Here is an 11,617-nt window from a genome sequence, read left to right as displayed (position 1 = left end):
AACGGATGGGCGAATTTCCCTCTTCTTCCTCGTCTCCTTCTGCTTTCCCCACTACACTTTTACTGTTGCGTCCGGCTTTTGTAGCTGGTGGCTTATCAGGCGACCGTTCATGCAAACTGCACAAACGATCATTAAACACTATCGCCGAAAACGCATTATCGTCTGTGCGGCGGTTGCGCTCCTTACGCTCATCCTGACGTTAGGCGTTCGCTTTATTTCCCAGCGCAATATTAACCAGCAGCGGATCCTTGATTTCACCAGCCACTCCGTTCGCGCCCTTGATAACGTACTGCTTTCTTTAGAGAACCACCGCAGCCTGCTCCAGCCCCTGGTGGGGCAGCCCTGCCCGCAGGCGCAGCTGACGTTGCGAAAGCAGGCCGCCATTTTGCAGACGGTACGCTCCATCGCCCTGATTAAAGACGGCGTCCTGTATTGCTCAAGTATTTTCGGCAGCCGCAATGTGCCCCTTCGTGACTTCCTGAAAGAATTACCCGACAGCACGGCGAAGCTGATTTTATCGACCGACCAGTGGCTGCTTAAGGGCAGCCCAATATTGATCCAGTGGTATCCCGTCTCTGCGGACGGTGAAGCAGGCGTCATTGAGATCGTCAATATCGATCTGATCGCCAAAATGATCCTGGAGCCCCAGCGCCCGCTCATCAATGACGTGGCGCTGACGGTGGGCGATCGCTTTCTGCGCTATGGACAACGCGTCACCGACAGCCTGACGTTTGATGCGAAAGGCACGCTTTTTCAGCAGTCATCAGTCCAGCACCCTTTCACCATTTCGGTCAGCGGACCAGGCCCTGGCGAATTAGCCTTTAAAAGCCTGCCAGCCCAGCTGCCGCTGGGGCTCATGCTCAGCCTGGTGCTGGGCTATCTCGCCTGGCTGGCCACGGCAACCCGGATGAGCTTCACGTGGGAGATCGATATGGGGATCGCGGGGCGGGAATTTGAACTTTTCTGCCAGCCGCTGGTGGATGCCCGAACCCAGGCATGCACCGGCGTGGAGATCCTGCTGCGCTGGAATAACCCCCGTCAGGGATGGATCGCCCCGGAGGTTTTTATCCCTCTGGCAGAAGATCATAACCAGATTGTCCCTCTCACCCGCTATGTTATCGCCGAAACGGTGCGCCAGATAGGCTACTTCCCCAACAGCGCCGGTTTTCACATCGGCATTAACGTCGCCGCCAGCCATTTCCGACGTGCGGTGTTGATACAGGACCTCAATCACCTCTGGTTCAGCGCCGGTCCGCGTCAGCAGCTGGTGATTGAACTGACGGAACGGGATGCGCTATTGGATGCGGATTATCGCATCGTGCGTGAACTGCATCGCAAAGGGGTGAAGCTCGCCATCGACGATTTTGGCACCGGGAACAGCTCTCTCTCCTGGCTTGAAAAGCTGCATCCGGACGTGCTCAAAATCGACCAGTCGTTTACCACGGCGATCGGCACCGACGCCGTGAATTCGACGGTGACGGATATGATTATTGCACTGGGCCAGCGGCTGAATATTGAACTGGTGGCTGAAGGGGTTGAAACAGAGGAGCAGGCGCGCTATTTGCGCCGCCACGGCGTGCCTGTCCTGCAGGGATTTTTCTATGCGCGGCCCATGCCGCTGCGGGATTTTCCGACGTGGCTGGCGGGGAGCGCATCCCCGCCAGCGCATCATAACGGACACATTGTGCCCCTCATGCCGCTGCGCTAGGCAGACTTATTCATCTTCGTCGTGGGCAGATTGTTCTTTAACAATACGCACCATATCAACGCGATAGTCGTTGGCTTCGACGATGGTAATGTGCAGCGGCGAAAGCTCGATCACGTCCCCAACGCGCGGGATTTGCCCGTTAACGGCGATAACCAGACCGGCAACGGTCGCGATGTCTTCTTCGTCGTTGATGACGTTTTCCAGCCCCAGCGTGTGCGAGAGCGCGTGCAGGTCGGTTGTTCCTTTCACCAGCCAGCCTTCACCGTCGGCCACGATCTCTGGCGTTTCGTCGGCATCCGGGAATTCACCGGCAATCGCTTCCAGCACGTCCAGCGGCGTGACCAGCCCCTGCACCACGCCAAACTCGTTGGTGACGATAACAAAGCTGCCGCGGGCGCGACGCAGCACCCCGAGCAGGTTGATCGGATCCAGCGTTTCCGGCACGACAATCGCAGGTGAGGCCGCAGCAACGGCTTCCACGTTGACGCCCTCTTCCAGCGCCACCAGCATCTCTTTCGCCCGCACCACGCCGATAATCTCGTCCAGCTCGCCGCGACATACCGGGAACAGGCTGTGTGGAGAAGAGAGCAGCTGCTGGCGAATTTCATCCACGCTCAGGTTAGCATCGACCCAGCTGATTTCCCCACGCGGCGTCATGATGCCGCGCAGCGAACGGGAGGCCAGGGAGAGCACGCCGTTGATCATGTAGCGCTCCTGTTCCACAAACGCCCCTTCGGGGACCGGAACCGGATTATGGTTTTCAGCATCTGACTGAACGTTCACCTGACGACGACCGCCCATCAGGCGCAAAATCGCGTCTGCGGTACGGGCGCGCAGCGGCTGATTCGACTGCTGCTTAATAAAGTTACGGCGCGCAATCTGGTTGAACAGCTCGATCAGGATCGAGAAGCCAATCGCGGCGTACAGGTAGCCTTTCGGAATATGGAAGCCAAAGCCTTCCGCCACCAGGCTCAGACCAATCATCAGCAGGAAGCTCAGACAGAGCACGACCACCGTCGGATGCTGGTTGACGAAGCGCGTCAATGGCTTCGAGGCCAGCAGCATCACCGCCATCGCAATGACGACGGCCGCCATCATCACCGGCAGATGGTTCACCATGCCGACCGCCGTGATCACCGCATCCAGCGAGAAGACCGCATCAAGCACCACGATCTGCAGCACCACCACCCAGAAGCTGGCATAGCCTTTGCCGTGCCCATCGTCATGCTGGCGGTTTTCCAGCCGCTCATGGAGCTCCGTCGTCGCTTTGAAAAGCAGGAATATCCCCCCGATCAGCATGATTAAATCACGGCCTGAGAAGGTGTAATCCATGACGGAGAACAGCGGTTTGGTCAGCGTGACCATCCAGGAGATAACGGAGAGCAGCCCCAGTCGCATGACCAGCGCCAGCGAGAGGCCAATCAGACGCGCTTTATCACGCTGTTTTGGCGGCAGCTTGTCCGCCAGGATAGCGATAAACACCAGGTTATCAATGCCGAGAACAATCTCCAGCACCACCAGCGTGAGCAATCCCACCCAGATTGACGGGTCCATTAAGAATTCCATGACAAGCTCCTGCTAAAGGAATGACGAAACGGTGCCCCACTCAACGTGGGCAAAACAGAGACAGGTAGAGTCGAAACGTGGCGAGGATCGCCGGTGAAAAAGGCGCGAAATGGCCTGGCAGATGACTGACGTCGGTGACGGTCCATATAGTGGGCTGTAGCCCTATACTCCTGAATAATTAAACGGAGGCTAAACATATCAGAGACACTGTGTTTTTAGCAAAGATTTACGTTCCTTTGCAAAGTTCTGTAACACAGCGGCTTTACGCTACAGAGAAATCTGTAACGCGTGGCTAAATTACGGATCTTCATCACATAAATTATTTTTTCACTATCTAAAATAATTCGCGGAAGTCTTAGTTTTTTGAACTCTAACCCTTATCTGAATCGATTCGGTTCGCCAATACGATTCTCAGTACGACTGCCTGGCAGGCGTATTAATGATAATAAAAGGAGGTAGCAAGTGACCATTGCTATTGTCATAGGCACACATGGTTGGGCTGCTGAGCAGCTACTCAAAACGGCAGAGATGCTGTTGGGCGAGCAGGAAAACGTCGGCTGGATCGATTTCGTTCCCGGTGAAAACGCCGAGACGCTGATAGAGAAGTACAACGCTCAGCTTGAGAAGCTGGATACCAGCAAAGGCGTGCTGTTTCTCGTTGATACATGGGGCGGCAGCCCGTTCAATGCTGCCAGCCGTATTGTCGTCGATAAAGAGCACTATGAAGTTGTCGCCGGGGTCAATATCCCCATGCTGGTGGAAACCTTCATGGCGCGCGACGACAATCCGTCGTTCGATGAGCTGGTTGCGCTGGCCGTTGAAACCGGTCGCGAAGGGGTAAAAGCCCTGAAAGCACAGCCGGTTGAAAAACCTGCCCCTGCACCCGCAGCGGCACCGAAAGCGGCAGCACCGGCAAAACCGATGGGCCCGAACGATTACATGGTCATCGGCCTTGCCCGTATTGATGACCGCTTAATTCACGGCCAGGTTGCCACGCGCTGGACCAAAGAGACCAACGTTCGACGCATTATCGTCGTCAGCGATGAAGTGGCCGCCGACACCGTGCGTAAAACCCTTCTCACTCAGGTTGCTCCTCCTGGCGTGACCGCGCACGTCGTGGATGTCGCCAAGATGATCCGCGTTTACAACAACCCGAAATACGCGGGTGAACGCGTGATGCTCCTGTTCACTAACCCGACAGACGTTGAGCGCATTGTTGAAGGCGGCGTGAAAATCACCTCCGTGAACATTGGTGGTATGGCATTCCGTCAGGGCAAAACCCAGGTCAACAACGCCATTTCAGTCGATGCGAAAGATATCGAGGCATTCAACAAGCTGAATGCACGCGGTATTGAGCTGGAAGCCCGCAAGGTTTCCACGGATCAAAAACTGAAAATGATGGATTTGATCGGCAAAGTTGGGAAATAAGCCCGCGCCGGTTCTCATATAAAGTTTATGTAATAGGAGAAGTGCAATGGAGATTACCACTCTTCAGATTGTGCTGGTGTTCGTCGTCGCATGTATTGCGGGTATGGAATCCGTACTTGATGAATTTCAGTTTCACCGTCCTCTGGTGGCCTGTACGCTGATCGGGGCCGTTCTGGGTGACATGAAAACCGGTATCATCATCGGGGGTACCCTGGAGATGATCGCCCTGGGCTGGATGAACATCGGCGCCGCGGTTGCGCCCGATGCCGCGCTGGCCTCTATCATTTCAACCGTTCTGGTTATTGCCGGTCACCAGAGTATTGGTGCCGGTATCGCCCTGGCGATCCCGCTGGCAGCAGCAGGCCAGGTTCTGACCATCATCGTTCGTACTATCACCGTTGCCTTCCAGCACGCGGCGGATAAGGCGGCTGAAAACGGCAACCTCACGGCGCTGTCGTGGATCCACGTTTCCTCCCTGTTCCTGCAGGCGATGCGTATCGCGATCCCGGCGGTTATCGTGGCAATCTCTGTCGGTACCAGCGAAGTCCAGAGCATGCTGAACGCCATTCCAGAAGTGGTCACCGGCGGTCTGAACATCGCGGGCGGTATGATCGTGGTCGTCGGTTATGCGATGGTCATCAACATGATGCGCGCGGGCTACCTGATGCCGTTCTTCTACCTCGGCTTCGTGACCGCTGCCTTCACCAACTTCAACCTGGTGGCACTGGGCGTGATTGGTGCGGTGATGGCGATTCTCTACATCCAGCTCAGCCCGAAATATAACCGCGTGGCGGGTGCCCCAGCGCAGGCTGCTGGTAACAACGATCTCGATAACGAACTGGACTAACAGGTGAGCGAAATGGTTGATATGACAAAAACTACCACCGAGAAAAAACTCACTCCGGGTGATATTCGCGGCGTGTTCATCCGTTCTAACCTGTTTCAGGGTTCATGGAACTTCGAACGTATGCAGGCGCTGGGCTTCTGCTTCTCCATGGTGCCGGCGATCAAACGCCTGTATCCGGAAAACAACGAAGCGCGCCGTCAGGCGATCAAGCGTCACCTGGAATTCTTTAACACCCATCCTTACGTTGCGGCCCCCGTACTGGGCGTAACGCTGGCAATGGAAGAGCAGCGTGCAAACGGCGCAGAGATTGACGATGGTGCCATCAACGGTATCAAAGTCGGTCTGATGGGGCCGCTGGCCGGTGTCGGTGACCCTATTTTCTGGGGTACCGTGCGTCCGGTCTTCGCGGCGCTGGGTGCCGGTATCGCGATGAGCGGCAGCCTGCTTGGCCCACTGCTGTTCTTCATCCTGTTCAACGCCGTGCGTCTGTTGACCCGCTACTACGGTGTGGCCTACGGCTACCGTAAAGGGGTAGATATCGTTAAGGACATGGGCGGCGGCTTCCTGCAGAAACTGACTGAGGGGGCATCTATCCTCGGCCTGTTTGTCATGGGGGCGCTGGTGAACAAGTGGACGCACGTGAACATCCCGCTGGTGGTGTCGACCATCACCGGTCAGGATGGTCAGACCCGCGTCACCACCGTGCAGACGATTCTGGATCAGCTCATGCCTGGCCTGGTTCCGCTGCTGTTGACCTTCGCCTGCATGTGGCTGCTGCGTAAGAAAGTGAACCCGCTGTGGATTATCGTTGGCTTCTTCGTCATCGGTATCGCGGGCTACGCCGTCGGCCTGCTGGGTCTTTAAATTTAAATGCTATAGGCCGGGGGCTTGCCCCCGGTTTTTTTTATATGGAGGATGAATGACTGTCACGGACATCGTACTGGTTTTATTTATTGCAGCCCTTCTGGCTTACGCGATCTATGACGAGTTCATCATGCCCCGCCGTCACGGCGAGACGCTGCTCTCCCTTCCCCTTCTGCGACGCGGGCGCGTGGATGCGTTTATCTTCGCGGGCCTCATCGTCATCCTTATTTACAACAACGTGACCAGCCATGGTGCAATATTAACCACATGGTTATTATGTGCGCTGGCATTAATGGCCGTTTATCTGTTCTGGATCCGCACGCCGAAAATCATTTTTAAATCCCGTGGTTTTTTCTTCGCCAACGTGTGGATAGAATATAACCGTATTAAAGAGATGAATTTATCCGAAGACGGCGTGCTGGTGATGCAATTAGAACATCGCCGCCTGCTTATTCGGGTTAAAAATATTGACGACCTGGAAAAGATATACAAGCTACTCGTTAAAAATCAATGAGTTAGATATATAGCCACGGCTATGTTCTGCGTTTATTTTGCGCATGAAATATAGCCAAAGCTATATTTTCTTCGTTAATTTTATCTCTATCTGTTAACGATATTTTTACGAATAAAGATAAATGAAAATCGTTATCAATAAGCATTTTAAATAATGCCTTTTCATTGTTGTTTTATATTCTCAAAATATGTTAAGGTTGCGCCCGTCGTTGGGGAGTAGCCGATTTCCTGCTCGCAGGAAATGTACGTGTCAACATACTCGTTGAAAAACGTGGCACGTACGGATCGCTTAGAGCACTTATGTGCGGCGCGATCAGGCGAGACCATAGATACATCAACTGCTGTTTACTGGGGGCAGTGATGTGTCATATGGATATCCCCGGTCTGGACGCTGTTATGAATATTTCCGCTACGATCCTCCTCGCTTTTGGCATGTCCATGGATGCATTTGCTGCCTCCATCGGAAAAGGCGCCACGCTCCACAAACCTAAATTCTCCGAAGCCCTGCGTACCGGCCTGATCTTTGGCGCTATCGAAACGCTGACGCCGCTTATCGGCTGGGGCCTTGGCATGCTTGCCAGCCAGTTCGTGCTGGAGTGGAACCACTGGATTGCATTTGTGCTGCTGGTGTTTCTCGGTGGCCGAATGGTGATTGAAGGTTTTCGCGGCGGTAATGATGAAGACGAGGAGCCTCAGCACCGCCACGGATTCTGGCTGCTGGTCACCACGGCTATTGCCACCAGCCTGGATGCGATGGCCGTCGGTGTCGGTCTGGCATTCCTGCAGGTCAATATAATCGCCACCGCGCTGGCTATCGGCTGTGCGACGCTGATTATGTCCACGCTGGGCATGATGGTTGGACGGTTTATTGGCCCGCTGCTGGGTAAACGCGCCGAGATCTTAGGCGGTATTGTGCTGATCGGCATTGGTGCCCAGATCCTCTGGGCACACTTCGCGGGTTAATCTTCGCGCTGCCAGACGTGGATACTGAAATCCGTCTGGCAGCCAAATGTTGACTGTGCGCCTAACGTTTCCCACACTTCCGGTTTTGCCCGCCACGCGAACGGCGTCATCTGCAGCAGCGCGGTAGCCTCGTCCCCTTTCAGCGTCATGTCATACGCCACGGTCTGCTCCTGCTTCAGGGTAAAACCGGCCAGCCGTTCAGAATGAGGGGCATGCAGACGCACGTCGTCGTAGATCAGCCCTTTCAGCTCCAGCAGATGACGCGGACCCGGCGTCACGGTGACTACCCATCCTCCCGGTTTCACCACGCGCGCCAGCTCCTCTGCCTTACAGGGCGCGTAAATGCGGATAACCGCGTCCATGCTGGCATCGTCAAACGTCAGACGGTGGCTGGATGCCACGCAGAACGTCACGTCCGCATAACGCTTTGCCGCCGCGCGAATGGCCACTTTCGACACGTCCAGACCGAACGTCTGCGCGCCCTTCTCGCGGGCAACCTCTGCAAACCGCGCGGTGTAGTACCCTTCCCCGCAGCCGATATCGAGCACGGCGGTGGCTGAACCCGGCAGAATGTCATTGAGCATCTGCGCGACGGTCTCCCGCAGCGGCAGATAGTGTCCGGCATCCAGAAACGCGCGACGCGCCTGCATCATCTCTGCGCTGTCGCCCGGATCGCGGGAGCGCTTATGCTGCACCGGCAGAAGATTCACGTAGCCCTCTTTTGCCCTGTCAAACTGATGCCCCTGCGGACAGGTATAACTTTTCTCTGAGTGTGTCAGGGGCGCGTGGCAAAGGGGACAGCTGAAGGACATGGTGACTCCGGAGCATAATCAAAGGGCTAAGTGTACCGCTATTCGCTCTGGTTATATACCCGTCATACTTCAAGTTGCAGGTGCGTTGGCTGCACTCACTCACCCCAGTCACGTACTTATGTACGCTCCCGGGGATTCGTTCCCTTGCCGCCTTCCTGCAACTCGAATTATTTTGGGTATAGACGCCCGGTTAACGCATAACGATAAGGTGGTCGGAACCCGCCGGCAGCCCGTCAGGTTTGACATTCTCCAGACGCAGCACGTTCCCCATAATCTCGCTGAAGACGGGCGCGGAGACGGCACCGCCGTAGTAGGCCCCGTTTTGCGGATCGTTAATCACCACCACCAGAGCAAAGCGCGGATTGCTGGCGGGCGCAACGCCCGCGGTGTAGGCGACGTATTTATCGACGTACTTCCCGCTATCGTCAATTTTCTTCGCCGTACCGGTTTTCACCGCCACCCGGTAATCGCGAACGGCGGCCTTAACCCCCCCGCCGCCGGGCAGCGCAACGCTCTCCATCATGTGCTCCACCTCGTGCGCAATCTCTTCCGGCATGACGCGGTGCCCGATAACGGGGGGATCGATGCGGGTGATGGAGAGCGGACGCTCAAGCCCAAAGCCGCCAATCGTGGCGTAGACGTGCGCCAGCTGCAGCGGGGTCACCATCAGCCCGTAGCCGAAGGCAAAGGTCGCGCGATCGAGCTGGCTCCAGAATTTACGCTGCGGCAATAGCCCCGAACTTTCCCCCGTTAAGCCAAGCCCCGTATTTGTACCAAAACCGAAGTTTCGATAGGTATCAATGAGATGCTGGACGGGCATCGCCAGCGACAGCCGGGACACGCCGGTATCGCTCGATTTTTGCAGGATCCCGGTCATCGTCAACTCCGGATAAAAGCCCACGTCGCGAATGCGGTGCCCGTCAAGGGTATACGGGTGCGTGTCAATCACGCTGTCCGGCTGGACCAGCCCCTGCTGCAGAGCCGTCATCAGCACCAGCGGCTTGACGGTCGAACCGGGTTCGAACGTATCGCTGATTGCACGGTTGCGAAAATCGTTGATCGTCGCCCCTTCCCGGTTATTGGGGTTAAAATCCGGATAGCTCGCCATGGCGAGGATTTCCCCGGTTGGGATATTAATGAGCACCGATGCACCCGACTCGGCCTTGTTCCAGGCCACAGCATTGTCCAGCGCATCCTCGGTGATGGTTTGCAGCCGCTCGTCGATACTTAGCTGGATGTTATGCGCCGGTGTGGGGGCTATTTCGGTCAGGTTTTCAACCACGCGTCCATAGCGGTCTTCCCTGACCTGGCGCACTCCCGGCCTGCCGGTGAGCTGCGCGTTAAAGCTCTTTTCAACACCCTCAATGCCCTGCCCGTCAATATTGGTGAAGCCAATCAGGTTCGCAGCCACATGGCCGGCAGGATAAAAACGACGGGACTCATCGCGCAAGTTGATGCCGGGGAGATTCAGCTTGTCGATCCACTTTGCCTGCGCCGGATCGACCTGACGAGCAAGGTAAATGAAGCGCCCCTGTGGGTTGGCGTTGATGCGTGCCGAGAGTGTGTCGAGTGAGAGATGCAGCGCGCTGGCCAGCGCCTGCCAGCGCTCATCAGCGCCGACGCCCCCTTTTGCCAGCACCGTTTTAGGGTCGGCCCAGACGGCCCGGACGGGCACGCTCACCGCCAGGGGGCGGCCTTCGCGATCCACTATCATGCCGCGCGGCGCATCAATCGCCACCTGGCGGAGGGAGCGCATATCCTCCTGCTTCACCAGATTGTCAGGCTTGATGATTTGCAGCCAGGCCACGCGGCCCAGCAAAAAAGCCAGACTACAAAAAATAGCTAAACAGAGCAGCGCAAAACGCGCCGGTGTGAAATTTCCGGCGGTCGCTATCAATTTCTTCTTCACCTGAACCCCAGGGTTAGTAAACAACGCCCTGATTTAACGGGAAAAGATGCGTTAAGGGTGGCAAAACAGTGCTACTAACCTCGCAGCTTTGCAACAAGTTACTAACAGGAGCGCAGATGGTAATATTTTGAAAGATAGCGGACATAAAAAAGCCCCGCGTTAAGCGAGGCTTTATGTCTGAGATTGAGGCGCAAGGCGCTTCAGTCAGCAGCGGTTCGATCAGATAGCAGTGACGTTAACTGCAGCTGGGCCTTTCTGGCCGTCCTGAATTTCGAACTCAACGTTCTGGCCTTCAGCCAGAGTTTTGAAGCCGTTACCCTGGATTGCAGAGAAGTGTACGAACACGTCTTTGCTGCCGTCAGCAGGAGTAATGAAACCAAAACCTTTAGACTCGTTGAACCACTTAACTTGACCTTTAATCTTTGCCATTTTGCAAAATTCCTTAGAGTGTTTTCTTAGCCCGCAGGCATTAACTGAGATAAAACTGAGACATTACTGCATGAGGCACTAATATAAGGTTCGGCAAAGAAGCGGTATTCAACGACAACGTGTTTACTCAGGACTTCTTTACTGAAAATGCCACACATAAACAGAACTGTACCTCGTTTGACCCAAAACGTGTTATCACACACTATGTTTAATATGGCAAGCCATTTTTAAACATGTCTCGATCCGCCGCACAAATTCGAACAGTGCCTGTCAGGTTTTGCACAATTATGCGCAACGCGTACAGACAGCTCTGCTGCGTCACAAAGACCCAGCGCTGCTTTCACAAGCGCTGTAATCTAAGACATTTTTAACATAGCTCAATCTTTACGAAGCGTCCAGCCAGCGGGAAAAGAAATCTTTCATCGTGATTGAGTTAGAACAATTTGTGAAAACTTATGCTTAAATCATTGTAACGCGACCAAATTGTTTCAGAAAAAAAACAGCGTTAATAACACACGCCTGGCTGTATTAAAATGCACCAGTTAATAAACAGCGTTATGCACCAAAATAATGAAATT

Annotated in this window: 11 protein-coding genes, 1 pseudogene and 1 riboswitch; of the genes and pseudogenes, 6 read left to right on the top strand and 6 right to left on the bottom strand. The window is 55.0% G+C overall.

Annotated features, from left to right (window positions below; all coding sequences use genetic code 11):
* The first annotated feature begins 109 nt into the window (after positions 1–109).
* Positions 110–1,708, top strand: coding sequence for an EAL domain-containing protein (locus ACJBF3_RS04935; protein WP_045326690.1), 1,599 nt, complete (start codon positions 110–112; stop codon positions 1,706–1,708).
* A gap of 6 nt (positions 1,709–1,714) precedes the next feature.
* Here ACJBF3_RS04935 and yoaE read toward each other — a convergent pair whose 3' ends face one another.
* Positions 1,715–3,274, bottom strand: a complete 1,560-nt coding sequence (gene yoaE, locus ACJBF3_RS04930) for a CNNM family cation transport protein YoaE (RefSeq protein WP_047716196.1) — start codon at positions 3,272–3,274, stop codon at positions 1,715–1,717.
* Positions 3,262–3,420 carry a protein YoaL gene (locus ACJBF3_RS04925; RefSeq protein ID WP_376749492.1) on the bottom strand — a complete coding sequence of 53 codons (159 nt, stop codon included), beginning with the start codon at positions 3,418–3,420 and terminating at the stop codon, positions 3,262–3,264. Before ACJBF3_RS04925 ends, yoaE begins: the two co-directional genes overlap by 13 nt.
* Positions 3,421–3,736: 316 nt before the next feature.
* Between ACJBF3_RS04925 and manX the strand changes: the two genes are divergently transcribed.
* The 5 genes from manX to mntP all read left to right on the top strand — a co-directional run bounded on the left by manX (position 3,737) and on the right by mntP (position 7,889).
* The gene (gene manX / locus ACJBF3_RS04920; RefSeq protein WP_045326693.1) at positions 3,737–4,702 is read left to right on the top strand and encodes a PTS mannose transporter subunit IIAB; all 966 of its coding nucleotides are present in this window, start codon (positions 3,737–3,739) and stop codon (positions 4,700–4,702) included.
* A 46-nt stretch (positions 4,703–4,748) separates the two neighbouring features.
* The gene (gene manY / locus ACJBF3_RS04915; RefSeq protein WP_008500490.1) at positions 4,749–5,549 is read left to right on the top strand and encodes a PTS mannose transporter subunit IIC; all 801 of its coding nucleotides are present in this window, start codon (positions 4,749–4,751) and stop codon (positions 5,547–5,549) included.
* Positions 5,550–5,561: 12 nt separating this feature from the next.
* Entirely contained in the window at positions 5,562–6,413 is an 852-nt protein-coding gene (locus ACJBF3_RS04910; protein ID WP_006810994.1) for a PTS mannose transporter subunit IID, read from the top strand.
* 55 nt (positions 6,414–6,468) lie between these two features.
* A complete protein-coding gene (locus tag ACJBF3_RS04905) occupies positions 6,469–6,927 on the top strand; it encodes a DUF986 family protein (RefSeq protein ID WP_045326695.1) in 459 nt (152 codons plus the stop codon).
* 198 nt (positions 6,928–7,125) lie between these two features.
* Positions 7,126–7,312, top strand: a riboswitch (yybP-ykoY riboswitch).
* 10 nt (positions 7,313–7,322) lie between these two features.
* Positions 7,323–7,889, top strand: a complete 567-nt coding sequence (mntP, locus tag ACJBF3_RS04900) for a manganese efflux pump MntP (RefSeq protein WP_032642634.1) — start codon at positions 7,323–7,325, stop codon at positions 7,887–7,889.
* Here the strand turns inward: mntP and rlmA are convergent.
* The 4 genes and pseudogenes from rlmA to ACJBF3_RS04880 form a co-directional block, all read right to left on the bottom strand.
* Positions 7,886–8,701 carry a 23S rRNA (guanine(745)-N(1))-methyltransferase gene (gene rlmA / locus ACJBF3_RS04895; RefSeq protein WP_045326696.1) on the bottom strand — a complete coding sequence of 272 codons (816 nt, stop codon included), beginning with the start codon at positions 8,699–8,701 and terminating at the stop codon, positions 7,886–7,888. The genes mntP and rlmA overlap by 4 nt on opposite strands.
* 190 nt (positions 8,702–8,891) lie before the next feature.
* A complete protein-coding gene (ftsI, locus tag ACJBF3_RS04890) occupies positions 8,892–10,610 on the bottom strand; it encodes a peptidoglycan glycosyltransferase FtsI (RefSeq protein WP_045326697.1) in 1,719 nt (572 codons plus the stop codon).
* Between the two features lie 219 nt (positions 10,611–10,829).
* Positions 10,830–11,039, bottom strand: coding sequence for a transcription antiterminator/RNA stability regulator CspE (cspE, locus tag ACJBF3_RS04885; RefSeq protein WP_001062678.1), 210 nt, complete (start codon positions 11,037–11,039; stop codon positions 10,830–10,832).
* 13 nt (positions 11,040–11,052) lie between these two features.
* Positions 11,053–11,197 (bottom strand): annotated as a pseudogene (locus tag ACJBF3_RS04880) (DUF2627 domain-containing protein).
* Between the last annotated feature and the right edge of the window lie 420 nt (positions 11,198–11,617).

The sequence above is a fragment of the Enterobacter sp. PP-008-ECC_S150 genome (genome assembly GCF_045257065.1).
GTDB classification, from domain to species: Bacteria; Pseudomonadota; Gammaproteobacteria; order Enterobacterales; family Enterobacteriaceae; genus Enterobacter; species Enterobacter chengduensis.
This window is presented reverse-complemented; position numbering and strand designations above follow the sequence as displayed.

Coding starts and splice junctions, on each gene's coding strand:
- yoaE (WP_047716196.1), bottom strand. CDS start 3,274: ATGGAATTCTTAATGGACCCGTCAATCTGGGTGGGATTGCTCACGCTG.
- mntP (WP_032642634.1), top strand. CDS start 7,323: ATGAATATTTCCGCTACGATCCTCCTCGCTTTTGGCATGTCCATGGAT.
- ACJBF3_RS04905 (WP_045326695.1), top strand. CDS start 6,469: ATGACTGTCACGGACATCGTACTGGTTTTATTTATTGCAGCCCTTCTG.
- ACJBF3_RS04910 (WP_006810994.1), top strand. CDS start 5,562: ATGGTTGATATGACAAAAACTACCACCGAGAAAAAACTCACTCCGGGT.
- manY (WP_008500490.1), top strand. CDS start 4,749: ATGGAGATTACCACTCTTCAGATTGTGCTGGTGTTCGTCGTCGCATGT.
- cspE (WP_001062678.1), bottom strand. CDS start 11,039: ATGGCAAAGATTAAAGGTCAAGTTAAGTGGTTCAACGAGTCTAAAGGT.
- ACJBF3_RS04925 (WP_376749492.1), bottom strand. CDS start 3,420: ATGGACCGTCACCGACGTCAGTCATCTGCCAGGCCATTTCGCGCCTTT.
- ACJBF3_RS04935 (WP_045326690.1), top strand. CDS start 110: ATGCAAACTGCACAAACGATCATTAAACACTATCGCCGAAAACGCATT.
- rlmA (WP_045326696.1), bottom strand. CDS start 8,701: ATGTCCTTCAGCTGTCCCCTTTGCCACGCGCCCCTGACACACTCAGAG.